Below are 26,111 nucleotides of genomic sequence, written 5' to 3'. Positions count from 1 at the left end.
TGCTTGAGGCGTTGATGCTGCCCCTCACTGTCCTGCCGGACATCTCTCCCCGTAAACGGGGAGAGAGTGGCTGTCATCGCCGTCGCCGCTATCACTTTCAGCGTTGCCGGTTAGCGAAATCATTGCGGACAGCGTGTCTCTCCCCGTCAACGGGGAGAGATGTCCGGCAGGACAGTGAGGGGCAGCGCAAACGCTTCAAGCGGGAGCAGCGCCAACCTCAAAAGCCCAATCCTCAGTCCCCAACCCGCTGCAACTTCAGCTTTTCCTCATAACCCTTGCGCGCGGCAGTCACCTGGGCGCGCGCGCTCACCTCGGGCACGGCGACGTCCCACCAGTGTCCACCCTCGCCGGTCGAGATCAGCGGGTCGGTATCGATCAGCACCACCGTCGTCCGGTTGCTCTTGCGCGCCCGGTCGAGTGCCGCCTCGAAATCGGCGATCGACGCCGCCTTCTCGGCATTGGCACCCAGGCTTTTCGCATGCGCGACGAAGTCGATATCAGGCAGCACTTCATGGCGGCTGTCGCGCAGCAGATTGTTGAAGTTGGCGCCGCCGGTCGCCATCTGCAGCCGGTTGATGCAGCCATAGCCCCTGTTGTCGAGCAGCACGATGGTGAGCTTGAGGCCCAGCATGACGGACGTGGCGATCTCCGAGTTGAGCATCAGGTAGGAGCCGTCGCCGATCATGACGACAACCTCCTTGTCCGGCCGTGCCATCTTGGCGCCCAGCCCGCCCGCGATCTCGTAGCCCATGCACGAGAAGCCGTATTCGGAATGATAGGAACCGGGCCCGCCCGCCTGCCACAGCTTGTGCATCTCGCCCGGAAGGCCACCGGCTGCATGCAGCACGATGACGTCGCTGCCAAGCGTGCGCTGCACCGCGCCGATCACCTGCGCATCTGACGGCAGTGCCGCGTTTGTCGCCGCCGTCACCTTGGCCGCAGCCTTGCGCCACTCGGCCTTGCCTGCCCTGGCGTTCTCGGTCCAGGACGCCGGCGCCTTGTGGCCTGATATCGCGGCACCTAATTCGACGAGCCCTTCCCGTGCATCCGCCACCAAAGGCAATGCTCGATGCTTGCCGGCGTCGAAGGGCTGCACGTTGAGGCCGATGATGGTCTTGCCCGCATTCTTGAACAGCGCCCACGAGCCCGTGGTGAAATCCTGCAGCCGCGTGCCGATCGCCAGCACCACGTCGGCCTCCTCGGCGAGCCGGTTGGCCGCCGAAGTACCGGTGACGCCGACGGCGGCCATGTTGAGCCCATGCTCGTCGGTCAACGCCGACTTGCCGCCCTGCGTCTCACAGACCGGAATGCCTGTGGCCTGGACGAAGCGGTCGAGTTCTTCCGATGCGCCGGAATAGAGCACGCCGCCGCCCGCCACGATCAGCGGCTTCCTTGCCGCCTTCAGCACATCGGCCGCGGTCGCGAGTTCGTCGCGGTCCGGACGTGGCCGGCGCGGCGTCCACACGCGCTCGGCAAAGAAGCTCTCGGGATAGTCATAGGCCTCGGCCTGCACGTCCTGGCACAGCGATAGCGTCACCGGCCCGCACTCGGCCGGGTCGGTCAGCACCTGCATGGCGCGCGCCAGCGCCGGAACAATCTGCTCGGGACGGGTGATGCGGTCGAAATAGCGCGACACCGGACGGAAGCAGTCATTGACTGATACCGTGCCATCACCGAAATCCTCGACCTGCTGCAAGACCGGATCGGGCACGCGGTTGGCAAACACGTCGCCGGGCAGTAGCAACACCGGCAGGCGATTGACGTGGGCGAGTGCCGCCGCCGTCACCATGTTGACCGCGCCGGGTCCGATGGAGCTGGTCGCCGCCATCATGCGCTGGCGGAAGTTGGTCTTGGCGTAAGCAATCGCGGCATGCGCCATCGCCTGCTCGTTGTGGGCGCGATAGGTCGGCAATTCCTCGCGCACCTGGTAGAGCGCCTCGCCGAGACCGGCGACGTTGCCATGGCCGAAGATCGCCCAGACGCCACCGAACAGCGGCACCATCTTGCCGTCGATCACTGTCATCTGCCGCGTCAGGTAGCGCGTCAGCGCCTGCGCCATTGTCAGGCGAACGGTCTTGGTCATCGTCTTCTCCTCCCGCTTCAGCGGCGCATCTGCCTCGGCTGTCTGTTTATGCCGCCCGACGGTCCCGTGCCGCAAGCCATGCCTTGGTCAGCTGTTCGAAACGCTGGGCCATGTCGTCAACCGCAGCTTGGTCCGTCATCTTGCCGCCCAGCCACTGCTCCGCCGCATGGGCGAAGATGCTGCGGCCAACCGCGAAACCCTTGACCACCGATGCATCCGACGTCGCGGCGAAGGCCACTTCGAGTTCGGCCAGCGGAGCCTCCAGCCCGAGCAGCACCACGCCGCGGCAATAGGGGTCGTTGGCATTGATGACCGCCTCGATCTTCTTCCAGGCGGCGGCCGAAGCCTGCGGCTCGAGCTTCCACCAGTCCGGCTTGATGCCGAGCGCGTAGAGCTCCTCCAGCGCGCGCGGAATGGTGTTTTCGTCGAGCTTGCCGTGCTTGCCGGCGATGATCTCGATCAGCAGTTCACGGCCGACCTTCCGCGCCGCCTCGAACAGGGTGCGCAGCTTCTGCTGCTGCTCGGCCTTGAGTTCGGCCGGATCGTCGGGGTGGTAGAAGCACAGGCACTTGATGCAATGCTCGACCGGCCACTCCACCAGTTGCGAGCCGATGTCCTGCGAGAACTCGAAACGCAGCGGACGCGAGCCCGGCAGTTCCACCGGCCGCCCCATCCACGAAAACGGATGGCGGGCAAATTCGAACATCGCCTCGCGGCCGAACTTCTCGTCGATCAGCATGCCATAGCCGTCGCGGCCGTTGGCCACCTTGGCGGCGGCCTTCACCGCCAGCACCTTGAAGTCGCGGACGCGCTGGTGATCGGCACCAGTGCGGGCGGCGATGTCTTCCAGCTGGATGCGGTGGTCGCAGGCGAGCGCCATCATCGAGGGGATCTCGTGGCGACGCGTCGTCGCCCAATGCACATGGTTGATCGCCTCGTCCTTGCGCAGGGCGCGTTCCTTGCTGCCGTTCCTGAGGAAGAACTGCAGTTCGTCGAAGGTCGGGATCTCCGGCGAGCAGAGCAGGCGCGACACCGCAAAGGCGCCGCAGGCATTGGCCCAGGTCGCCGATGTCGCCAGGCTCTCGCCGCCGAGCCAGCCACGCAGGAAACCCGACATGAAGGCGTCGCCAGCGCCGAGCACGTTGTAGACCTCGATCGGAAAGCCCTTGCCGACGATGCCGGCCTCGAGATCGTCGGAAATCGCCCCGTCATAGACGATGCAGCCCATCGGCCCGCGCTTGAGCACGATGGTCGCCTTGGACAGCGAACGGATGGTCTTCAGAGCGTCGAGCAACTCGCTCTCGCCGGAGGCTATCATCACCTCTTCCTCGGTGCCGACAATCAGGTCGCAGTCGGCCAGCACGCCCTTGAGGTGGTTGGAAACGGCATCCGATGCGATGTAGCGGCTTTCGCCGGCAGCGTGGCCGGCAAGGCCCCAGAGGTTCGGGCGGTAGTCGATGTCGAAGACCACCTTGCCGCCGGCCTGCTTGATCAGCTTCATCGCCTTGCGCTGGGCGGCATCGGTGCCGGGCCGGGAGAAATGCGTGCCGGTGACGACGATGGCCCGCGCCGAACGGATGAAATCAGGGGCGATGTCGGCTTCCGACAGCGCCATGTCGGCGCAGTTTTCGCGGTAGAAGATCAGCGGAAATGTCTTGTCGTTTTCGACCGACAAAAGCACCAACGCCGTCAGCCGCTCCTTGTCGGTGACGATGCCGCCATCGGACACGCCTTCGCGCAGCATCTGTTCGCGGATGTAGCGGCCCATATGCTCGTCGCCGACGCGGGTCAAAAGCGCCGAGCGCAGCCCCAGCCGTGCCGTGCCGATGGCGATGTTGGCGGGGCAGCCACCGACCGACTTGGCGAAGGACGCCACGTCCTCCAGCCGCGATCCGGTCTGTTGGCCGTAGAGATCGACCGACGCGCGCCCGATGGTGATGACGTCGAGTGTAGGCTGGTTCTTGGGGTCGGTCATTCTGTCCTCCCGGTCGCTCCGCCGCGCCGGCCTGCCCGCAGATCAGTTAGCAGGCCGCACAATGCAATTTCAATTCCAGTTTCCAGTCATCAGGAATTTTTATTCCATCGACAGCTTGTGACTGTGCGCCCCAAGGCCAGTTGCCCCGAGGCGACTGTCCGCCCGCTGGCCTAGAGCCGTACGGTCTTGCCTTCCTTGGCCGATTTCAGCGCCGCATCCGCAAGCTTCAGCGCCATCAGGCCGTCCTTGCCGTCGGGCGAGATCTTGGCGCCCTTGGTCACCGAGGCGATGAAGGCGGCGATCTCGGCGGCATAGGCTTCGGTGTAGCGCGTCATGAAGAAGTCGTGCAGCGGCGGGCGCGTGTAGCCCATGGCGTTGGCGACCTCGATCGACACCGCGCGCTGGTTTTCCGCTGCCACCATGCCGTCCGAGCCATGCACCTCGATGCGCTGGTCGTAGCCATAGGTGGCGCGGCGCGAATTGGTGATGACGCATTGCTGGCCGGCTGCTGTCTCCAGGATGACGCTGACGCTGTCGAAATCGCCGAGCTCGCCGATCTTCTTGTCAACCAGCACCGAGGCGGTCGCCGTCACGGCCACCGGCTCGGCGCCGAGCAGGAAGCGCGCCATGTCGAAATCATGGATGGTCATGTCGCGGAAGATGCCGCCCGAACGCGTGATGTATTCCGCCGGCGGCGCGCCGGGATCGCGCGAGGTGATCACCACCTGCTCGACCTTGCCGATGGCGCCGTCGTCGATCGCCTTGCGCACGGCGGCGAAATGCGGGTCAAAGCGCCGGTTGAAGCCAACCATCAGCGTGCCGCCGGCCTTTTCGACCACCGCAAGGCACTGTTCGACGCGCTTGGCGTCGAGATCGATCGGCTTTTCGCAGAACACCGCCTTGCCGGCGAGCACGAAGCGCTCGATCAGGTCGGCGTGCGTGTCGGTCGGCGTACAGATCACCACCGCGTCGATGTCAGATGCCTTCTCGATCTGCTCGATGGAACGCACCTCGCAGCCATAGGCACCGGCAAGATCGCTGGCCGCCTTTTCGAAGGCATCGGCCACCGCCACCAGCTTTGCCTGCGGATTGGAGGCCACGGCCTTGGCGTGGACCTTGCCGATGCGGCCTGCGCCCAGGACACCGAACCGAACTGTCATGACAACCTCATTTCCCTGGCCCGCGCCGTCCGGGCCTGCAATCTTGATCTGTAGCGATGGAGCCGCCCGCCGACGGGTGCCGGGCGGCCCGATTCTGACATGATCCCGAAAAGTGGAAACCGGTTTTCGGATGAGATCATGTCCAAAGACCTCTCAAGCCTTCTTGCGCTTGTTCTGGCGGTGCTGGTCGATGATCACGGCCGCCACGATGATCATGCCCTTGATGATTTCCTGATAGTAGGCGCCGACCTTGAGGAAGGTGAAGCCCGAAGTCAGCACACCCAGGATGATCGTGCCGATCACCGTGCCGGTGATGCGTCCGACGCCGCCCGACAGCGAGGTGCCGCCGATGACCGCCGCAGCAATCGCGTCGAGTTCGTAGGCAACGCCCATGCCCGGCTGGCCGGAGGCCGCGCGCGCAGCGGTCATCACCCCTGCCAGGCCCGAAAGCAGCCCGGCGATGGCATAGACCTTGATCAGGTGGCCGCCGATGTTGATGCCGGAGACGCGCGCCGCTTGCGGGTTGGCGCCGATCGCATAGGTGAACTTGCCGTAGCGGGTATAGGTCAAGGCGATGTGGCAGACGACGGCGACGAGCAGGAAGACGATGACCGGCAATGGCAGCGGAAAGCCGAGGATGTTGAAGCTTCTGCCGAACCAGGTGAAGCTGTCGTCCAGTAGCGCCACCGGCTGGCCCAATGTGTACCACTTGGCGAGGCCGCGCGCCGACACCATCATGCCGAGCGTGGCGATGAAGGGTGGTATCTTGGTTCGGGCGATCAGCGAACCGTTGATGGTGCCTGCAATCAGGCCGACGGCAAGGCCGGCCAGGATCGCCCAGATCGGCGACATGTCGGTCAGCGAAGGATAGACAGCGCGCGGATTGGCCGATGTCTGCGCCAAGCTTGCCGCGACCATGGCGGCGAGGCCGACGACCGAGCCGGAGGACAGGTCGACGCCGGCGGTGATGATGACCTGGGTCACCCCGACGGCGATGATGCCGATCACCGACACCTGCAGGATGATGATCGACAGGCGCTGCTTGTTGGCGAGGAAGCTGTCGCCGACGAATATCCAGCCGAGAATCTCGAAGACGATGGCGATGCCGATCAGCACGCCCAGGATCGAAACCTCTGGCGGCAGGCGCTTCTTGCTTCCGATGGGGTTTGCGGCTCCCGCAATCTCGTTCGTCGACATGGTTCTTCCACCCTTGAGCTGATTGGCGTCAGTGCGACGCGAGTTCCATGATCTTGACCTGGCTGGCCTCGGCGCGGTCGAGGAAGCCGGTGACGCGGCCCTCGTGCACCACCATGATGCGGTCGCTCATGCCCAGAACCTCGGGCATTTCCGACGAGATCATGATGACCGCCACGCCCTGGCCTGCGAGCTTCGAGATCAGGCGATGGATTTCTGCCTTGGCGCCGACGTCGATGCCGCGCGTCGGCTCGTCAAGGATGAGGATTTTCGGCTTGGTCAGAAGCCAGCGCGCGATCAGCACCTTCTGCTGGTTGCCGCCGGACAGGTTGATGATCGGCTCGGCCATGTCGGGGGTCTTCACCCTCAGTGCCTGGCTGATCTCGACCGAATCCTTGCCAAGCTGCTTCTGTTGCACGAAGCCGTTCTTGACGTAGCCCGACTGCAGCACCGCCATCTGGGTGTTCTCCTGGATGTCGAGCAACAGGAAGCAGCCGGTTTCCTTGCGGTCTTCGGTCAGGAACGCCATGCCATATTTCATGGCCGTCGACGGGCTGTCTATGCGCACGCGCTTGCCGAACAGATCGATCGTGCCGGCGTCGGCCGGCGTCACCCCGAACACGGTCTCGGCGATGTTCGAACGGCCCGAGCCGACGAGGCCGGCGATGCCAAGGATTTCGCCAGAACGCACATCGAAAGAGACGTCCGAGAACACGCCCTTCAGCGTCAGCCCCTTCACCGACAGCACGACGTCGCCGATCGGCACCTCTTGCTTGGGGAACATCTGGGTGATCTCGCGGCCCACCATCATGCGGATGATGTCGTCGCGGGTCACCTCGGTAGAGGCCTTGGTGGCGATGTACTTGCCGTCCCGGAACACCGAACACTCGTCGGCGATCTCGAACAACTCGTTCATCTTGTGGGTGATGTAGATGATGCCTTTGCCCTGGGCGCGCAGCGCCCGGATGATGGTGAACAGGTGGTCGACCTCGCGCTCGGTCAGCGCCGATGTCGGCTCGTCCATGATCAGAACGTCGGATTCATAAGACACCGCCTTGGCGATCTCGACCATCTGGCGGCTGGCGACCGAAAGCGTGCCCACCTCGACGTCCGGATCGATGTCGATGTTGAGACGCTTGAAAAGCTCGGCCGTCCTGCGTCGCATTTCGCCATGGTCGACAAAGCCGAGACGGGTCAGCGGTTCGCGGCGGATCCAGATGTTCTCGGCCACCGTCATCGGCGCCATCAGGTTGAGTTCCTGGTGGATCATGGCGATGCCGTGCTCAAGCGCATCGAGCGGCCCCTTGAGGCGGATGTCCTCGCCGCGCAGCTTGAAGGTGCCGGTGTCGGGCGTGTAGATGCCGGCGACGATTTTCATCAGCGTCGACTTGCCAGCACCGTTCTCGCCCATCAGCGCGTGCACGCTGCCGCGCCTCAGGCGCAGCTGGACGTTGTCGAGGGCGACGACACCAGGAAATTCCTTGCGGACGTTTTCGACTTCGAGAAGATAGCCGCCGTCCACCGCGGCACCTCCCGCAGGCGCCGCTTCCATCGTGCCGGTGTTTTGCATGATTGGTCCTCCCAGGCCGACCCGGATGTCGTGCGGGCATGGTCCTTGTGGGGAAATGCGCCGCCGTTGGCCGACGGCGCATTGGTCAGATCATATCAGTTCTTGGTCGTGTACTGGTCCATGTTCGCCGGGGTCACCAGCTCGAACGGCACCCACACAGGCGACGTCACGGCTTCGCCCTTGGCGAGCTTCATGGCCGTGTCGACTGCACCGCCGCCCTGTGCCGCAGCGTTCTGGAACACGGTCACGTCGAGGTCCCCGGCCTTCATGTAGGCGAGCGCCTCCTGGGTGGCGTCAACACCGGCGACGATCACGTCCTTCATGTCCCAACCGGCCGCCTTCATGGCGTTGATGGCGCCGATGGCCATGTTGTCGTTGTTGGAGATGACGGCGTCCGGCTTGTGGCCAGCAGCGATCCAGTTGGTCATCAGGTCCTGGGCCTTGACCGGATCCCAGCCGGCGGTCTGTTCATCGATGACATTCAGCTTGACGCCGCATTCGCTGCCGGCGTTGACGTCATGAATGTCCTTGGTGCGCATCACGGCGGCCTGGTTGGCAAGGTCGCCGACCATGATCAGGATGCCGGCTTCGGTCTTGCCGGCTTCCTTGAGGATGCGGCAGACTTCCTTGGTCTCCAGCGTGCCGGAATCGACTTCGTTCGAGCCGACGAAGGCACCCTTGGCGCCCAGCGCACCAACGTCGATCGGTTCGCGGTTGACGTAGACGATCGGAATACCGGCATCGGTGGCGAGCTTGGTCATCGGCGCGGTGGCCGAGGTATCGACAGGGTTGACGATAATGGCGTCGACCTTGGCGGCGATGAAGTTCTGGACCTGGCTGAGCTGCTTGTTGACGTCGTCATCGGCGATTTCGATGACAACCGGCTGGCTGGCGTCGGCCGCCGACTTCTCGATACCCTTGCGCAGGACGGTCAGGAAGGTGTCCGAATTGGCCATGCTGACGCCGATGTCGCCGGCAAACGCAGTGCCGGACATCAGCGCGGTCATGGCAACGCCGAGCAGGAATTTCCTCATGTTCACTCTCCTCCAACAATGGTGCCCGGCTGCACCCCGATGTGCCGGAAGCCCGCCGGTCGCGCCGCGGGCCCGTCTCTACGAGGGACGCCATCGCTCCTCCGCGATGCAAGATACGCCACCCGTTTCCCGATGCCGGTCCAAATTCAGAATGTTCGGGCCGTGCCTTTTATTTATGAAATGTTTATTCCATATTTCGGGCGAACGTCAAGAGACATTCCATCGCCATGGATCAATCTTTGGGTGGATATCAACGCGCCGCCTGGTTGCGGCCGGACGGCGTGGAGCGGCTTGGCACGACGGCAGGGCGCCTGCCGCCTCAGACACGGTCGCGGACGAACGCGATGCTCTCTACAAGCGACTTGCGCGGGTCGGTCAGCTTCTGGACGACAGGCGAGAACGGCTCGAACGACAGCAGCCCCTGGTAGCCGCCCGCGACCAGCGCCCGGATCTGGCCGACATTGTCGAGGCAGTCGGCCGCGTCGACCAGCACGCGGTGCGGGTCGCGCATGTCGGGTACCGCAACAGTGGGATCGTCGACGCCCGAAATATGCACCAGCCCGGTCATGCCGGGGAAGATGTCAGGTTCGCCAGCGAGATGGTGGTGGAACGTGTCGTGCACCAGGCGGAACGTGGCCGCGCCGCCGATATCTTCGATGGCCTCGGCCGCCTCGCGCTTGGAGCGCAGCGAGCAGATCTCGAAGCCGAGCGGCTCGACCAGGCCGCGCACGCCGCAGTCGCCGAGGATTGCCCTGAGCGCCGTCAGCGCCGTCCTGAGATTGCGCTGGCGCTCAGCATCGGCCTGCCCGGTGCCGTCATTGACCGGCACCAGCACCAGGGCCTTCGCACCCACGTCGCGGGCATAATTGGCAAGCTCGATCGCCTCAGCCTCGCGCACGGCGTTCCATGCGTTGAAGCGCTGCAACGCGTTGATGCTTGCAATGGATATTCCATTTTCCGCAGCCTGCGCCTTGATGGCGGCGGCCGGCGTACCGTCGATGATGGCGTTGCCGGCGAGATCGTTGCGGATTTCAACATCGCTCAGACCGAGCTGCCGGCAGAGCGCAAAGAACGCCGCAGGCTTCAGCCCGGGAGCCACCATATGGTTCAGCGCGAATGTGAGCTTGCTGGTCATGCCGAATTTCTCCTCCGCGGGCGACTAGCATCGATATTTCCGTTCCAATCCACTCGCAGCCCGGAATAGTCAATCTGGAATCTGTCATTCCCTGGTGCTCAGCAATGGCACCTGCGTGTCTTCGCACCGCCGATCCTGACATGATCGCCGCCGGCGATTGCGCCCGCCTGGAGGCCTGGCGCAGCGCCCATGAACACGGAGCGCTGGCCACCCCCTCGGTCAAGCTCGAGAGCCTGGCTCGCCGCCTGACACCTGGCCGCGCTGCGGTTCCATTCCGGTGCGCAAAGGGGCTTGGCAAAAGCCGCTTGAGAATCGTGGCGGTTTGCGGGACTCTGCGCGGGGCGAGAGGGCCGCGCGGAGCGAACGACAATGCCGATCAGCGAATTCGGTCGAATGCCCGACGGCACGGTGGTGCAGGCGATCGACATCGCCGCCGAGGGCATCGAGGCCAGGGTCCTCACCTTCGGCGCGACACTTGCCGATCTCGTCGTCGCCACGCCTGACGGCCCGCGCTCGGTCATCCTCGGCTTCGACGATCTCGACGGCTATCTCAGCCATGGCGGCTATTTCGGCGCCATCGCCGGGCGCTGCGCCAACCGCATCGCCGGCGGCAGCTTCGAGCTCGACGGGCAGACATTCCAGCTCGACCTCAACGAAGCCGGCCGCACGCATCTCCATGGCGGCAGCGACGGGTTCTTCCGCCGCAACTGGCTCGTCGTCGACGCCGGCGACAGTTCGGTCCTGCTGGCACTGATCTCGCAGGACGGCGACCAGGGTTACCCCGGCAAGGTCATTGCCACCTGCCGCTATGCTCTCGACCAAGGCCGCCTCCGCATCGCGCTCGGCGCCCGCGCCGATGCCCCGACACTGGTCAACCTCGCCGCCCATGCCTATTTCAACCTCGACGGCGGCGGTTCCATCCTCGACCACCGTCTCAAGATCGCCGCCGAGGCCTACACGCCGGTCGACGAGCACAACATCCCGACCGGCAAGGTGCCTGCCGTCGACGGCACGCCGTTCGATTTTCGCGAGCTTCGCCCGGTCCGCAACGCGGCGGATGATGCGCACAGCCCCTATGACCACAACTGGGTGCTCGCCATGCAGCCGGCACCGGAGCCATGGCATGCCGCGCGGCTCGAGGGCCCGCTGTCCGGCATCCGGCTCGACCTCTGGACGACCGAGCCCGGACTGCAATTCTATGACGGTGCCTTCCTGCCGGTTGCCCCGCCCTTGCGCGGCGGCATCGCACCCGCGCGCCATGGCGCGCTTTGCCTCGAGCCTCAGCGCTTCCCCGACGCCATCCACCACCCGCATTTTCCGGGCGCAGTTCTGCGGCCCGACGAGATCTACTCGCAGGTCACCGAATATCGCTTCTCGATGGTCGAGTAGGCGCTACACCCAGCCGCCGTCGACGACGAAATTCTGCGCCGTGCACATCCTGGAATCGTCGGCGGCGAGAAACAGCGCCATGCGCGCGATGTCGTCGGGCATGATCCGTTCGGACAGGCATTGCGCCTTGTCGATCGCGGCGTTCGCGGCATCGTCGACCCAGAGGTCGAGCTGGCGCTTCGTCATCACCCAGCCGGGCACCAGCGTGTTGACGCGGATGCCGTACTTGCCAAGGTCGCGGGCGAATGATCGCGTCATGCCGTGGACCGCAGCTTTCGACGACGCATAGACAGGATAGCCGCCCGAGGCCTTCATCCAGCCGATCGAGCCGAGATTGACGATCGAGCCCCGGCCTGCCGCGATCATGCCCGGACCCACTGCCTGGGTGGCGAAGAAGCTGTGGCGCAAGTTCACCGCCACGCGGCTGTCGAAATACTCCGGCGTGACATCGCGCCAATCGTGGCGCATGTCGTTGGCGGCATTGTTGACGAGCGCCAGCGTCGCCCCATGCGCTGTTTCGATCTCTGCAATGGCCCTGCGGTACGCTTCGATATCGGTGATGTCGCAGGCCCGGAACGCAACCGCATGCCCGGCAGCCGCAAGCTCGCCGGCGAGCGCATCGCCTTCGGCCTGGGCGAGGTCGACGAAACCGACTTTCGCGCCCTGCCCTGCGAAGGCCCTGACCAGTGCTTCGCCGATGCCGCTGGCGCCGCCGGAGACGAGGACCGGCATGCCGGCCAGGCTCGGATAGATGCCCAATCCAGTCATGTGTCCCTCCTACAGTGCCCTGACCGCGACAGGCGCGGTGGCCCGCGCCAGCTTGAGCGGGTTCCGCAGAGGCAGGCCGAAATTTGCCGCTTCGATCTCGAACACGTCGCCCGGCTCGGCCTTCACACCGTCGCCGAATGATAGTGTTGCCGTGCCGAACATGTGCACATGGACGTCGCCGGGCTGCCGGAACACGCCATACTTGAAATGGTGGTGTTCGAGATTGGCGATGGTATGGGACATGTTGGCCTCGCCCGACAGGAACGGCTTTTCCCAGACCGTCTTGCCGGCACGGGTGATGCGCGAGGTTCCCCTGACATCGGCAGGCAGTTCGCCGACAAGGATTTCCGGGCCGAATGAGGCGTTGCGCAGCTTCGAATGGGCGAGATAGAGATAGTTGATGCGTTCTGTCACGTGGTCGGAAAACTCGTTCGCCAGCGCAAAGCCGATGCGGTAGGGCGTGCCGTCGTCACCGACGAGATAGACGCCTGCAATCTCCGGCTCCTCGCCGGCGTCGAGCGCGAAATGCGGCGACACCAGCGGCTTGCCGGGATCGACGACCATGTTGCCGTTGCCCTTGTAGAACCATTCCGGCTGCACGCCCGCCTGCCCGCGCCCAGGCTTGCCGCCCTCGAGCCCCATGCGGAACATCTTCATCGAGTCGGTCAGTTGCTGTTCGCCTTCGGCGTCAAGCTTCTTGTGCATGGCATCGCGTGTCGCGGCCGAACCGAGATGCGTAAGCCCCGTGCCGGTGAGGTGCAGATGCGCCGGATCGGGATGGCGGACCGGCGAAAGCAACTGTCCGGACCTGTGCGCTGCGACAAGGTCTATCGCGTCGCCAAGGCCGCGGTCGGCGACGACAGTGGCAAGCGAGGTCCCGGCACGCACCGCCTCAAGCGCCAGCGCGTAGATCGACTTGGCGTCGTTGACCAGCCGCGCCACCTCGCCCTCGCGCACCGCAACTCGGCCCTTGCCGTCGGCAGAGACAATCTGGGACATCAGCATCTTGGCACTCCTTTCGTCTCGCCGCGGCCGCCACGTCAGCGCCAGTCGGCGAAAACCTTCCTCGCAGCGCGACGCCCATATGTCGCCGCACGTCCAGCTTCTCGTCGTGGTGAATGCGCGCCGTCCTCCCGGCCCGCAGTCGGCCGCGCTCCCCGCGACCTATGACTTCTTCTTGTTGTAGAGATCGAAGGCCACCGCCCCGAGCAGCACCAGGCCCTTGATGACCTGCTGCCAGTCGATGTTGATGCCCATCAAGCCCATGCCGTTGTTCATCACGCCCATGATGAAGGCGCCGATCACGGCACCCGCCACCTCGCCGACGCCGCCCATCGCGGACGCGCCGCCGACGAACACCGCCGCAATGACGTCGAGCTCCATGCCGGCGCCAGCCTTGGGCGTCGCCTGGTTGAGCCGAGCGGCGTAGATCAGTCCAGCCAGCGCCGCCAGCATGCCCATGATGACGAAGATCAGGAAGGTCAGCCGCTCGGTCTGGATGCCGGAAAGCTTGGCCGCCTTCTCGTTGCCGCCCATCGCGTAGATGCGTCGGCCGAGCGTCGTCCGCTTGGTGATGAAGACGAACAGTGCCACCAGGACGCCCATCACGATCAGCACGTTTGGCAGGCCCTTGTAGGAGGCGAACTTGAACATCAAGAACAGGATGATCGCGCCGATCATCAGGTTCTTGACTGCAAACAGGGCGAACGGCTCTGCCTCATAGCCGTGGCTTTCGCGGTTCCAGCGGCTTCTCAGGGCGAAATAGAGCATGGCCGCCACGCTCAGGATGCCGATCAGCAAGGTCGTGGTGTGCAGCGACAGTCCGGTGTTGGGAATGGCGGCGCCTGCCGCATTGAGCTGCGGCGCGACGATGACCCAGCGGCCGACGACGTCGGGGATGAAACCAGCGCTGAGCAACTGGAATTCGGCCGGGAACGGACCGACCGAACGGCCGCCGAGCAGCCACAACAAGAGGCCCTTAAACACCAGCATGCCAGCCAGGGTGACGATGAAGGACGGGATCTTCATATAGGCGATGAAGTAGCCCTGGGCGCCGCCGATGACCGCTCCCACCGCAATGCAGCAGATCGCCGCGAGCAGGGGATTGAGTCCGACATCGACCATCAGGACCGCGGCCACCGCGCCGACAAAGCCGGCGACCGAGCCGACCGACAGGTCGATATGGCCGGCAACGATGACCAGCAGCATGCCCAGCGCCATCACCACGATGTAGGAATTCTGCAGCACCACGTTGGTCAGGTTGACCGGCAGGAACAGCACGCCATTGGTCATCACCCCGAAAAACGCCATGATGGCGATGAGGGTGAGCACGAGGCCGTACTGGCGCAGGTTCTCCTTCAGCGCGTCGCGCGCCGATGCCTTGGCGGCGTCCGTGCTGGTTCCGGCGGTTTCGGTGCTCATGATGCTCCCCTCTCTTCGCCGCGCACGATCGCCCGCATGATCTTTTCCTGGTTCGCCTCGTGACCGGCGAGCTCGCCCACGATGCGGCCTTCGCTCAGGACATAGATCCGGTCGCAGATGCCGAGCAGTTCCGGCATCTCGGAGGAGATGACGAGGATGCCCCTGCCTTCGTCCGCGAGCCGGTTGATGATGGTATAGATCTCGTACTTGGCGCCGACGTCGATGCCGCGGGTCGGCTCGTCCAGGATCAGCACGTCCGGATTGGCGAACAGCCACTTCGACAGCACGACCTTCTGCTGGTTGCCGCCGGAGAGATTGCCCGCGACCTGATAGACGGATGAGGAGCGGATGTTGGTCTTGCGGCGGTACTCATTGGCGACATTGAGCTCCTTCATGTCGTCGATGACGCCGGACCGCGACGACACGCCGGGCAGGTTGGCGATGCTCACATTGTGCTTGATGTGGTCGATCAGGTTGAGCCCGTAGACCTTGCGGTCCTCGGTGGCGTAAGCGAGCCCGCTCGCCACCGCCTTGCGCACGGTCGACGTATCGGTCTTCTTGCCGTGCAGCCACACCTCGCCGCTGATGTTGGTGCCATAGGTCCTGCCGAACACGCTCATGGCAAATTCCGTCCGGCCTGCGCCCATGAGCCCGGCGATACCGACAACCTCGCCCTTGCCGACCTTGAGGTTGATGCCCTTGATGACCTGGCGCTCGGGGTGCAGCGGATGGTGCACCGACCAGTTCTTCACCTCGAAGATGGTCTCGCCGACACTGGGCGTGCGCGAAGGATAGCGGTCGTCCATCGTGCGGCCGACCATCGAGGTGATGATGCGGTCTTCGCTGACATCGGCCTTGTCCATCGTCTCGATGGTCTGGCCGTCGCGGATGACGGTGACGCGATCGGCGACCTTCTTGATCTCGTTGAGCTTGTGCGAAATCAGGATCGAGGTCATGCCCTGGCGCTTGAACTCGAGCAACAGGTCGAGCAGGGCCGCGCTGTCCTTTTCCGACAGGCTGGCGGTCGGCTCGTCGAGGATCAGGAGCTTGACCTCCTTGGCCAGCGCCTTGGCGATTTCGACGAGCTGCTGCTTGCCGGTGCCGATATTGGTGATCAGCGTGTCAGGGTTCTCGCGCAGGCCGACTTTCCTGAGCAGTTCGGAGGCTCGCTTGCGCGCGAGGTTCCAGTCGATGATGCCGAAACGTGCCTGCTCGTTGCCGAGGAAGATATTTTCGGCGATCGACAGCAGCGGCACCAGGGCCAGCTCCTGGTGAATGATGACGATGCCGACGCGCTCGCTGTCGTGGATGCCGGCGAAGCGGCACTCATTGCCGTCGTAGCGGATTTCGCCATCGTAGGTGCCGACCGGATAGACGCCCGAAAGCACCTTCATCAGGGTCGACTTGCCTGCGCCGTTTTCGCCGACGATGGCATGGATCTCACCTTCCCTGACATTCAGGTTGACGTTCGACAGCGCCTTGACGCCCGGAAACGTCTTGGTGATGTCGCGCATCTCGAGGATTGTCTTATCCGTCATCCGATCACTCGATCCGGCAAGGTGAGGGCAACCGACGCGTCAAGCAGTCTGCCGCACTTCTGGAGAGAAGAAAACGCCCCGCCCCCGCCCGCCCCTTCCCCTGGCGCCGGCCTTTCGGGCGGCGCGCTGGACGCACTTGGCGTCGTTCGGAGGAAGGGTCGGAGCGGAGAGGCGTTTCGCCTACTTCAGGTCTTCAGCCTTGATGTAGCCGGACTTCACCACGATGTCCTCGTAGTTCGACTTGTCGACCGACACCGGCTCCAGCAGGTAGGACGGAACCACCTTGACGCCGTTGTTGTAGGTCTTTTCGTCGTTGATCTCCGGCTTGCCACCGGTGAGAGCGGTGTCGACCAGGTTGGCGGTCACCTTGGCCAGTTCGCGGGTGTCCTTGAACACCGTCGAATACTGCTCGCCGGCGATGATCGCCTTGACCGAGGGCACTTCGGCGTCCTGGCCCGAAATGATCGGCCATGGCTGTTCGGCCGAACCGTAGCCGACGCCGCGCAGCGACGAGATGATGCCGCGCGACAGGCCGTCATAGGGTGCGAGCACCGCATCGACGCGGGTGCCGTCGGAATAGTTGGCCGACAGGATGTTGTCCATGCGCGCCTGCGCCACCGCCGCATCCCAGCGCAGCGTGCCGACCTTTTCCATGCCCATCTGGCCGGATTTCACGACAAGGACGCCCTTGTCGATCAGCGGCTGCAGCACCGACATTGCGCCGTCGTAGAAGAAGAAGGCATTGTTGTCGTCGGGCGAACCGCCGAACAGCTCGATGTTGAACGGTCCCGGCTTTTCAGGATAGCCAAGGCCCTTGAGCAGCGAGTCTGCCTGCTGCACGCCAACCTTGAAGTTGTCGAAGGTGGTGTAGTAGTCGACATTCGGGCTCTGGCGGATGAGGCGGTCATAGGCGATCACGGTCGCGCCGCTGTCATGTGCCTTCTGCAGGACATCGCTCAGGGTCGTGCCGTCAATCGAGGCGACCACCAGCGCCTTGGCGCCCTTGGTGACCATGTTTTCGATCTGGGCCAGCTGGTTGGGGATATCGTCTTCCGCATACTGCAGGTCGACAGTGTAGCCCTTGGCTTCCAGAGCCGCCTTCAGCTCATTGCCGTCGCTGATCCAGCGCAGCGAGGACTTGGTTGGCATGGCGATGCCGACGGCGCCCTTGTCCTGGGCATGCGCCTGGTAGGACATGGCTGCAAGGCTCACCGCAAGTGCGGCGACGAACGTCTTGATGATCTTCACCTTCTCTCTCCCTTGTGAAGTGCCGGCGCGCAAAGGCATTCGCTCGCGCGTGGCCCCGCCATGAACGGCGCGGCAAAGCCAGAATTGCGTGACTTCCTCCCAAAAAGGCCGCGAGCCCTGCGTTTCCTCCGCTCGATGGACAAACCTTTCTGGCTTGCATCGAACCCGCGACGCCAACAACCTCGCGGAGGAAGCCATAACAGTCAAATGCAATTTTCGGCAGTTCTCATATCATTTCCGATATGTCACTTATGGCGCGGCAGGACAGGCTTGGGAGGCGTAGGTCCATGGTCGACATACCAATCGACGTCAGGGCGACAGGCACGCATGTCCGGCTGAGCGAAAGTGAAACGCTGCTGCGCGGCGGCCTCAAGCTCCGGCACATGCGCATGGTCGTGGCGCTCGAGGATCATGGCCAGATCAGCGCCGCCGCCCAGGTCATGAACATGTCGCAGCCGGCAGCCTCGCGCATGATCTCCGAGATCGAGGGCATCCTTGGGGTGCAGCTTTGCGAACGCCTGCCGCGCGGCATCAAGCTGACGACCTATGGTGCGGCCCTTGCCCGCCGCGGCCGTTCCATCCTGCTGGAGATGCAGCAGGTCGACCGCGAGATATCGGACCTCAAGTCCGGCAAGGGAGGTTCGGTGACGATGGGTGCCGTGACCGCGCCGGCCATCGAACTGGCGGTGCCGGCGATCCGCAAGATCCGCGAGCGCTATCCCCGCGTCGAGATCAGCGTACAGGTGGAGACCAGCGCGGTGCTGGCGCGCGAGCTGCTGGCCTCGCGCCACGACTTCATCATTGCCCGCGTGCCCGACGACCTCGATCCACGCCTGTTCGACAGCCGCATCATCGGCATCGAGAAGGCCTGCCTGATCGTGCGGCGTGGCCACCCCCTGGCCGGCAGCGGGACCGTCGATCTCGAACAGCTGGCGGAGTTCGACTGGGTGTTCCAGCCCGGCGGTTCGTTGCTGCGCCAGACCGTGCAAGGCATCTTCGTGAGCCGCAACGTGCGCATGCCCGACCGTATTCTCAACACGACGTCTCTGTTGCTGACACTCGTCATGGTGGCGCAGTCGGACGCGATCGCGCCCATCGCCACTGACGTCGCCAATTTCGTCAACAGCGAGAACGGCTTGGCCGGCGCGATCGAGATCCTGCCGATCGCCTTCGAGATCAACGTCCAGCCCTACAGCCTGATCACCGCGCGCGGCCGCACGCTATCTCCGACGGCACAGCTGCTGCACGACCATATGCTGAGGGAGATCGCCTGAAGGCGCTTCGGCGCAACCTCCCTACGAGCGCTTGCGGGCGCTACACCCTCTCGCAGAGCGCTTCGAAGAAGGCGACGTTGTCGAGGTCGAGCGGGTCGTCCACCGGCAAGCGCTGCGACGACATCTTGGCGATCACGACCTCGGCTTTCGGATCGACATAGATCCACTGGCCGTGGATGCCTATGCCGCAGTAGGCGCCGCTCTTGTTGGCGCTCTGGTACCACTTGTTGCGATAGCGCCCCTGCGCGAACAGATTGGTCATCGTGCCGCGCTGCCAGGCCGCGGCATCGCCGCCATTGACGGTATCGTCGACCCACGCCTGCGGCACGATGCGGTCGCCATCGGCGGTGCCGCCCTGCCGCATCATCTCGCCGACGCGGGCGAGATCGCGCACCGCAACCGACACGCCGCCGGCAGCCCGCGCCGTGCCTTGCCTGTCGACGGTGACGAAGCCGTCGCCCTTGGCGCCGAGCGGACGCCACAGCTTTTCCGACATCAACTGAGCGTAGCGCTGGCCGGCGGCGCGCTCGACGATGATGCCGAGCAGGTCGGAGTTGGGCGAACGATAGCGGAAGGTCTGCCCGTGCGGCTCGCCCAGCTGCCCCAGCGAGACAATGAATTCGGCAAGCGATTCCGACCCGCCGCCGGGATTCCACAGCGTCGCCCGACGGTAGCGGGCAAAGGCGCTTTCGGGATCGAGGTAAGCCTCCTCGAAGTCGAGGCTGACAGTCATGTCGAGCACATGCCGCACCCTGGCGTTGCCATAGACCGAACCGGCCGCCTCGGGCACGTAGTCCGTCACCGGCGCATTGGGATCAAGCTTGCCCTCGCCTTCCAGCGCCCCTGCGAGGATTGCCGTCAGCGACTTCGAAATGGAAAAGACGATGTGACGCGCATCGGACTTCATCGTCGGCGCAAACCAGTCGCCGATGAACCGGCCGCCCTTCATCACCGAAATCGCATCCGTCGACGAGCGCTGCAGGAAGCCAGCTACCGTTTCGCCGGTCCCGTTGATGGCGACCGTCTCGCCAAGCAGCCCGCCCATGTCGACGGCTGCTGCCTCGAGGTTGCCTTCGCGCGCCGCGATCCGTGCGCTCGGCACCAGCTCCGACACGTTCTGGAAGGACCAGCTGTTGAACGGCCGCTCGCGCCAGTTGCCAAGCGCCACATCCTTTCGGGCAAAGCCGAAGGTGCCCTCGAAGGCAGTGGGTGAAGTCATGACCTGTCCTTGCTGTTGATTTGGGAGTTTCAGGCTAACGCCGCCGCGATCGCGTGGATGGCTTTCAGGGTCGCCGCCGAATAGGGAACCGAGATGAAGTCCGGCCAGGTCGACAGTTTCACGGTCACCATTCGCAGCCCGGGCGGCACCCCTGCATGATCGGCGGCAGTGCATCGCTGTTGCGGTATGAAGACATGGCGGTGGAAGCGGGGCCGCCGCCAGGCGCCGGCCCCGCAGGAGCTTACTTCTGGAGTTCGGTCCAGATCTTGGTGTAGAGCTGCTGCACTTCCGGCGCGCAGGTCTCCAGGATCTCGCCGTTCTTCTTGAACTCTTCCGGCACGACCACTTCAGGCGCCGACGTCATGTCGGCCGGCATGAACTTCTCCGAACCGGAAATGCCGTTGGCGTAGCGGTGGAAAGCCGAGTTCATGGCCGCGTTTTCCGGGTCCATCATGAAGTTCTGGAACAGCTTGGCGTTCTCGACGTTTTTCGCGTCCTTGAGCACGACCACATTGTCGCTCCAGAACTGGAAGCCTTCAACCGGATAGCCGTAGTGGATCGCCGGATTAGCCAGGCGCTGGCGCAGCACCGAGCCGTTCCAGTCGCTGGTCGCCTTGAAGTCGCCGGCGCCCATCTTTTCGATGGTGTTGTATTCCATGGCGATCCAGTTCGGCTTGGCAGCGACGAGCACGTCGCGAACCTTCTTCAGCACTTCCTTGTCGCCCGAGCATTGCGGCGCGCCGACATATTTCAGCGCCGCATGCATGACGTCGTTCATTTCCGGAACGACGTTGACCTTGCCCTTCAGCTCTTCCGGCGTGTCGAAGACGATCTTCCAGGTGTTGATGTCGCCCTTGTAGACGTCGGTGTTGACGCCGACGCCAACCGTACCCAGCGCCCATGGCACGCTGTAGTGGCGACCCTGGTCGAACGCAGGGTCCTTCCATTCCGGCATGACGTTCTTGAAGTTCTCCATCTGGTCGGGACGGGTTTCGAGCAGAAGGCCTTCCTGGATCCAGATCGGAATGTAGGTCTGCGACGGCATGGCTACGTCGAAGCCGTGGCCGCCCTGGCGCACCTTGGCGAGCGCGGTGTCGTTCGAGTCGTAGTCGGTGACCGTCACCTTGACGTCAAACTGCTTCTCGAACTTCTTGATCATGTCGGGGCTGATGTAGTTGCCCCAGTTGTAGATGTTCAGCGCGCCTTCCGCCGAGGCGAGGCTGGTCGAGGCCAGCAACGCCAGGCCAACGGCCGTCGACATGGATTTCAGGTTCATCATTGCACTCCCGTTGATTAATCCCGTTTCCTGCTCATGAAGAAGAACAGCGTGACGATGACGACCGACAAGAGCAGGAATACGGTCGATATCGCGTTGACCTCCGGCGTGATGCCGCGGCGGATCTGGCCCAGCATGTAGGTCGGCAAGGTGTCCTGTCCGCCCGACTTGACGAATTCGGTGATGACCACGTCGTCGAGCGAGATGACGAAGGCCAGCATCAGGCCGGCGATGATGCCCGGCCACAACAGCGGCAGCGTGACCCGCCGGAACGCCTTCCACGGCGTGGCGTAGAGATCGGCCGCCGCCCGCTCCAGCGTCAGGTCCATGTTTTCGAGCCGCGCCCGGATCGGCAGATAGGCGAAGGGGATGCAGAACGCCGTGTGCGCCGCAATCAGGTAGCCGAGACCGGAATAGCCGGTGGCGATCTTGATCTGCGCGAAGAAGATCAGCAGCGCCACGCCGGTGACGATCTCCGGCACCATCAGCGGCTGGTTGATGAAGGCGTACTGGAACGTCAGGCCGCGGAACGGCCGCGTCCTCGTCGTCGCCAGCGCGGCCATCGTCGCGGCCCCGGTCGCGATGATCGCCGCCGACGAAGCGATCCTTAGCGACCGCAGCGACGCTTCGATCACCTGGTCGTTGTTCCAGGCGGCCGCAAACCAGCGCAGTGAAAAGCCGCCCCATTCCGAGACCGAGGTCGACTCGTTGAAAGCGTAGGCCACCAGCACCGCAATCGGCACGTAGAGCAGCACGAAGCAAGCCGCGGCGATCGTGGTGAAACCGGTCTGCTGCCGGATCGAGAACCGCTTAGCCATGACGCACCTCCGAGCTGGAGGTGTTGCGGACATAGACCAGCAGCGCCACCATGACGATCGCCATCACCGTGATCGAAAGTGCGGCACCGAGCGGCCAGTTGCGGCCTTGCCCGAACTGCAGCTCGATCAGGTTGGCGAACATCAGGTTCTTGCCACCGCCCAGCACGCTTGGCGTGACATAGGCGCCGATGGCCGGAATGAACACCAGGATCGAGCCGGCGATGACGCCGGGCCGGACCAGCGGGAAGATGATCCGGCGCAGCACCTGCCAGCGCGAGGCGTAGAGGTCGTAGCCGGCCTCGACGAGCCGGAAGTCGAGCTTTTCCATGCTGGCATAGAGCGGCAGAACCATCAGCGGCAGGTAGACATAGGTCATGCCGACCATGATGGCGAAGTCGGTGTAGAGCATCTGGATCGGCTGATCGATGATGCCAAGCCTGATCAGGCCGGTGTTGAGGATGCCTTCGTTGCGGATCACCTGCAGCACCGCAAAAGTGCGGATGAGCAGGTTCGTCCAGAACGGAATGGTGATCAAGAACAGCCAGATGTCGCGCGTCCGCTCGGACCGCGTGGCGATGAAATAGGCCGTCGGAAAACCGAAGATCAGCGTCAGCACGGTGGCCATGATGGCGAGCTTCAGCGAGCGCCAGAAGATGGTCAGGTGGGCGCTGGCGAAAGACAGCGTGTCATCGAAGATGTCCCGCTCCAGGAAGACCGAGACCCAGCCTTCGGTCGAGAACTTCCAGACCACGTCTCCGTAAGGACCCGGCGTCAGGAACGAATAGACCAGCACGATCAGCAACGGGCCGGATGCGGCCAGGAAGATGATGATCAGTGCCGGAGCAGACAGGAACCAGCGGTTTCGGACGTCGCGCGCTTCGGCCTGCCGTTCGATTTCGGCTGCGGTCGCCATGGCTCAATCCTTGAGTATCTGGGCCGCGTTGTCGCCGATGACGACACCGACGCGCTCGCCGCGTTCGAAACTCAAGCCGCCGCCGCGCGTGTTCTGCTGGCGCACGGTGAACAGCTCATTGTCGTCGAGCCGGATGTGAACATGCGTGTCGGTGCCGAAATAGACGACGTTCTCGACGATGCCGGATATGTCGCCGGAGCCTTTGACGGCCTTGGCATGCTCCGGCCGGATCACGACTGTGGCCTCGCCGTCGGGCTTGAAGCCTTCGGCGACCGTCGCGGCGATCGTTGCGCCTGACTTGAGCGTCACCGTCGCCTTGCCGCCGTCCAGGCTGTCGATCCTGGCGTCGAGGAAATTGGTCTCGCCGATGAAATCGGCGACAAAACGCTCGGCTGGCCGATCATAGATGTCGCGCGGCGTTCCGACCTGCAGGATCTTGCCCGACGACATCACCGCGATGCGATCGGACATGGTCAGCGCTTCTTCCTGGTCGTGGGTGACGAAGATGAAGGTGATGCCTGTCTCATGCTGCAGGCGCTTGAGCTCGATCTGCATTTCCTTGCGCAGCTTGTAGTCGAGCGCCGACAGCGGCTCATCGAGCAGCAGCACCTTGGGCTGCGGCGCCAGCGCGCGGGCGAGCGCCACGCGCTGCTGCTGGCCGCCCGAAATCTGGCTGGTGCGGCGCTGGGCGAGCTTTTCCATACGCACGAGCCTGAGCATCTCGTTGACCCGGTCGTCGATGTCGGCGCGCGGCTTGCCCAGCATCTCCAGGCCGAACGCGATGTTCTGCGCCACCGTCATATGCGGAAACAGCGCATAGGACTGGAACACCGTATTGACCGGCCGCTTGAATGGCGGCAGCGGCGCGATGTCCTGCCCGTAGAGCATGATCTCGCCTTCCGAGGGGAAGTCGAAACCGGCGATCAGCCTGAGCAGCGTGGTCTTGCCGCAGCCGGACGGTCCGAGCAGCGTGAAGAACTCGTTCTCCCTAATTGAAACCGAGACGGTGTCGAGCGCCGCGACTTGCGCCTCTCCCGTTCCGAATACCTTGCGAACCCCGCGAACCTCGATCGCATTCCTACCCGGTGTTTCCGGCACGCAACGCCCCATCGTTTCGTCCACCTTTGCGGTGGAACTTTTTTCCCCGTTTCGATTGTCACCACATGCCACCAGGCTTGGCAACAACGGCTCGCAGTCATGTCGTCAGGCGCTTGCCATGCGGCTCACGCCTGGTAGGTCACCCGCCCTCCGCAAATGGTTGTCACGGGCCGCACCTCGTGCAGGGCGACCGGATCGGTCGCCTCGACATCGGCTGACAACACCACGAGATCGCCGAAATAGCCCGGCTTGATGGCGCCTTTCGTGTTCTCCTTGAACTCGGCATAGGCACCCTCAAGCGTGTACCCCGACAGCGCCTGGTGCAGCGAAACGCTCTGGTCCGGCATGTCGTCTGCCCAGGGCTTGCGCAGCATCGCCGCCTGCATGCCCGCAATCGGGTCGATCGGCGCCACCGGCCAGTCGGATGCGAACACGACATGCGCGCCAGCCTCGATCAGGCTGCGCGTCGGATAGGCATAGGCCCAGCGCTCGCGGCCGATGCGCGACACGGTAGGCTCGAGCGGGAAGCTCATTGCGCCGGGCGGATGCGGCGGCTGCATCGAGGCGATCACGCCGAGATCGACAAAGCGCCTGATGTCACGTTCGGTCGTCAGCTCGACATGCTCCACCCGGTGGCGGCTGTCGCGTTTGCCATTGGTCACTTGCGCTGCCTCGTAGCCGTCAAGCACGGCACGCGTCGCTCCGTCGCCGATCGAATGCACGGCGATCTGCAGGCCGCGCCGATCGATCTCGACGGCCAGTCGCTTGAACTCCTCCGGCGAGAACAGCGGCTCGCCGACCCAGTCCGGCCGGTCGGCATAGGGCTCGATCATGACGGCCGTCCAGGAATCGAGCACGCCGTCGTAGAACAGCTTGACCAGGCCGGACGACAACCACTCGCCGTCGTAGCGCTCGGCCATGGCTGAAGCCTTGTCGAGCATGTCGATTGTCATGAAGTTCTTGTAGTGGAACGGCACCTGCACCCGGCAGATCAGCCCGCCCTCGGCCTCGATCTCCGACAGGAGTTCGAGTTGGTAGTAGTTGCCGTCCATGTTCTGGATCGAGGTGATGCCGTGGCGCGCGCACCAGTCGAGGCCACGGCGCATGATGGCACGATCGCCGGCGCGTTCCTCTGCCGAGGGCATCGGGTCTGGCTCGCCGCCAGTCGACAGGCCAAGCCGGACACGCCCCTCGCCCGCCAGCTTGAGCACAGGGTTGAACGCCTCGTTTTCGCGCAGTTCGCCTTCGGCCAGGCCATCGGCGCCCATGACGATCTCGTTGCCGGGCGTCAGTTCGCGCCCGTGCAACACGCCGGCCATTTCCAGCGCCCGCGTGTTGGCCCAGTAAGTGTGATGGTCGGGCGCAGCCATCAGGAACGCCCGGTCTGGCAGCATCGCATCGAGGTGATGCCGCGTTACGCGCTCGCTGCCGAGGATTGTGTAATCGGCGCCCTGGGCGACGAGCATGCGCTGGCTGGGACGAGCCGCCGCGTAGGCCTGCACCGCCTTTCGCAGGGCCTCGAAGCCATGCACGCCCGCGAGTTGCAGGTGCGCAAGCTCGGCAGCGCCGGAAAACAGATGCATGTGCGCTTCGATGAAGCCCGGAACCACCGAACCTCCGTGTGCGTCGACCACCTTTGTTCCGGGGCCGCGCAAGCTTTCGATGGTGGCGTTGTCGCCGACCGCGGCAATCAGGCCGTCCTTGATGGCCACTGCTTCCGCGTCGGGGTGAGCCGCGTCCATGGTCAGCACACGGCCGTTGATGACGATCAGATCGGCACTGCGAACCATTTCCGTGACAGACATCGCGACTCCGCGCTTTTGACTGACCAAGACCGTCCGAACCGCTTCCCGCAGGTCACCCTCCCATGTGGAAGGACATGATCGGGAGGTAGCTTGAAGCCGGCCCGCCGCCTCCGGAACTCGCCTTAGTTTCCCTAAAGACAGCGCAGAGAAAAAATGCGACTGTTTATTCGCGTTTGTCAATATGCGCGATTTT

At 64.1% G+C, this 26,111-nt stretch carries 20 protein-coding genes; 2 read left to right on the top strand and 18 right to left on the bottom strand.

Annotated elements, in window-relative coordinates; all coding sequences use genetic code 11:
• Positions 1-232: 232 nt before the first annotated feature.
• The 7 genes from iolD to PCJ21_RS16225 form a co-directional block, all read right to left on the bottom strand.
• Positions 233-2,083 carry a 3D-(3,5/4)-trihydroxycyclohexane-1,2-dione acylhydrolase (decyclizing) gene (gene iolD / locus PCJ21_RS16255; RefSeq protein WP_269932457.1) on the bottom strand — a complete coding sequence of 617 codons (1,851 nt, stop codon included), beginning with the start codon at positions 2,081-2,083 and terminating at the stop codon, positions 233-235.
• Positions 2,084-2,129: 46 nt separating this feature from the next.
• Complete coding sequence (locus PCJ21_RS16250) at positions 2,130-4,058, bottom strand: bifunctional 5-dehydro-2-deoxygluconokinase/5-dehydro-2-deoxyphosphogluconate aldolase (RefSeq protein ID WP_269932456.1); 1,929 nt, start codon at positions 4,056-4,058, stop codon at positions 2,130-2,132.
• A 170-nt stretch (positions 4,059-4,228) separates the two neighbouring features.
• A complete protein-coding gene (gene iolG, locus PCJ21_RS16245) occupies positions 4,229-5,218 on the bottom strand; it encodes an inositol 2-dehydrogenase (protein ID WP_269932455.1) in 990 nt (329 codons plus the stop codon).
• A gap of 153 nt (positions 5,219-5,371) precedes the next feature.
• Positions 5,372-6,415: an ABC transporter permease gene (locus tag PCJ21_RS16240; protein ID WP_269932454.1), complete on the bottom strand. Its 1,044-nt coding sequence runs from the start codon at positions 6,413-6,415 to the stop codon at positions 5,372-5,374.
• 28 nt (positions 6,416-6,443) lie between these two features.
• Positions 6,444-7,982 (bottom strand): sugar ABC transporter ATP-binding protein, encoded by a 1,539-nt coding sequence (locus tag PCJ21_RS16235; RefSeq protein ID WP_269932453.1) that lies wholly within the window; start codon positions 7,980-7,982, stop codon positions 6,444-6,446.
• Positions 7,983-8,077: 95 nt separating this feature from the next.
• A complete protein-coding gene (locus PCJ21_RS16230) occupies positions 8,078-9,016 on the bottom strand; it encodes a substrate-binding domain-containing protein (RefSeq protein ID WP_269932452.1) in 939 nt (312 codons plus the stop codon).
• 319 nt (positions 9,017-9,335) lie between these two features.
• Positions 9,336-10,151 carry a TIM barrel protein gene (locus PCJ21_RS16225; protein ID WP_269932451.1) on the bottom strand — a complete coding sequence of 272 codons (816 nt, stop codon included), beginning with the start codon at positions 10,149-10,151 and terminating at the stop codon, positions 9,336-9,338.
• 369 nt (positions 10,152-10,520) lie between these two features.
• Here PCJ21_RS16225 and PCJ21_RS16220 point away from each other — a divergent pair, with 369 nt between their 5' ends.
• Positions 10,521-11,540 carry an aldose epimerase family protein gene (locus PCJ21_RS16220; protein WP_269932450.1) on the top strand — a complete coding sequence of 340 codons (1,020 nt, stop codon included), beginning with the start codon at positions 10,521-10,523 and terminating at the stop codon, positions 11,538-11,540.
• Between the two features lie 3 nt (positions 11,541-11,543).
• Here PCJ21_RS16220 and PCJ21_RS16215 read toward each other — a convergent pair whose 3' ends face one another.
• The 5 genes from PCJ21_RS16215 to chvE form a co-directional block, all read right to left on the bottom strand.
• Positions 11,544-12,308, bottom strand: a complete 765-nt coding sequence (locus tag PCJ21_RS16215) for an SDR family NAD(P)-dependent oxidoreductase (RefSeq protein WP_269932449.1) — start codon at positions 12,306-12,308, stop codon at positions 11,544-11,546.
• A gap of 9 nt (positions 12,309-12,317) precedes the next feature.
• The gene (gene araD1 / locus PCJ21_RS16210; RefSeq protein WP_269932448.1) at positions 12,318-13,313 is read right to left on the bottom strand and encodes an AraD1 family protein; all 996 of its coding nucleotides are present in this window, start codon (positions 13,311-13,313) and stop codon (positions 12,318-12,320) included.
• Positions 13,314-13,472: 159 nt separating this feature from the next.
• A complete protein-coding gene (gene mmsB / locus PCJ21_RS16205) occupies positions 13,473-14,729 on the bottom strand; it encodes a multiple monosaccharide ABC transporter permease (protein WP_269932447.1) in 1,257 nt (418 codons plus the stop codon).
• On the bottom strand, positions 14,726-16,267 hold the full coding sequence (gene mmsA, locus PCJ21_RS16200) for a multiple monosaccharide ABC transporter ATP-binding protein (RefSeq protein ID WP_269932446.1): 1,542 nt from the start codon (positions 16,265-16,267) through the stop codon (positions 14,726-14,728). The genes mmsB and mmsA overlap by 4 nt, the downstream gene beginning before the upstream one ends.
• A gap of 180 nt (positions 16,268-16,447) precedes the next feature.
• Entirely contained in the window at positions 16,448-17,515 is a 1,068-nt protein-coding gene (gene chvE, locus PCJ21_RS16195; RefSeq protein WP_269932445.1) for a multiple monosaccharide ABC transporter substrate-binding protein, read from the bottom strand.
• 287 nt (positions 17,516-17,802) lie between these two features.
• Here chvE and PCJ21_RS16190 point away from each other — a divergent pair, with 287 nt between their 5' ends.
• Positions 17,803-18,789 carry a LysR family transcriptional regulator gene (locus PCJ21_RS16190; protein WP_269932444.1) on the top strand — a complete coding sequence of 329 codons (987 nt, stop codon included), beginning with the start codon at positions 17,803-17,805 and terminating at the stop codon, positions 18,787-18,789.
• A gap of 40 nt (positions 18,790-18,829) precedes the next feature.
• Here the strand turns inward: PCJ21_RS16190 and PCJ21_RS16185 are convergent, their stop codons facing one another.
• From PCJ21_RS16185 to PCJ21_RS16160, 6 genes are all read right to left on the bottom strand, one after another.
• Positions 18,830-20,008, bottom strand: coding sequence for a serine hydrolase domain-containing protein (locus tag PCJ21_RS16185; protein ID WP_269932443.1), 1,179 nt, complete (start codon positions 20,006-20,008; stop codon positions 18,830-18,832).
• Between the two features lie 241 nt (positions 20,009-20,249).
• A complete protein-coding gene (locus PCJ21_RS16180; RefSeq protein WP_269932442.1) occupies positions 20,250-21,284 on the bottom strand; it encodes an ABC transporter substrate-binding protein in 1,035 nt (344 codons plus the stop codon).
• A gap of 17 nt (positions 21,285-21,301) precedes the next feature.
• The gene (locus PCJ21_RS16175) at positions 21,302-22,102 is read right to left on the bottom strand and encodes an ABC transporter permease (RefSeq protein WP_269932441.1); all 801 of its coding nucleotides are present in this window, start codon (positions 22,100-22,102) and stop codon (positions 21,302-21,304) included.
• A complete protein-coding gene (locus PCJ21_RS16170) occupies positions 22,095-23,015 on the bottom strand; it encodes an ABC transporter permease (RefSeq protein ID WP_269932440.1) in 921 nt (306 codons plus the stop codon). Before PCJ21_RS16170 ends, PCJ21_RS16175 begins: the two co-directional genes overlap by 8 nt.
• Before the next feature lie 3 nt (positions 23,016-23,018).
• Entirely contained in the window at positions 23,019-24,113 is a 1,095-nt protein-coding gene (locus PCJ21_RS16165) for an ABC transporter ATP-binding protein (RefSeq protein ID WP_269932439.1), read from the bottom strand.
• Positions 24,114-24,238: 125 nt separating this feature from the next.
• Positions 24,239-25,918, bottom strand: a complete 1,680-nt coding sequence (locus tag PCJ21_RS16160) for an amidohydrolase (protein ID WP_269932438.1) — start codon at positions 25,916-25,918, stop codon at positions 24,239-24,241.
• Positions 25,919-26,111: the final 193 nt, after the last annotated feature.

Origin of the sequence: Aminobacter sp. HY435 (assembly GCF_027568395.1) — a bacterium.
GTDB lineage: Bacteria > Pseudomonadota > Alphaproteobacteria > Rhizobiales > Rhizobiaceae > Aminobacter.
This window is presented reverse-complemented; position numbering and strand designations above follow the sequence as displayed.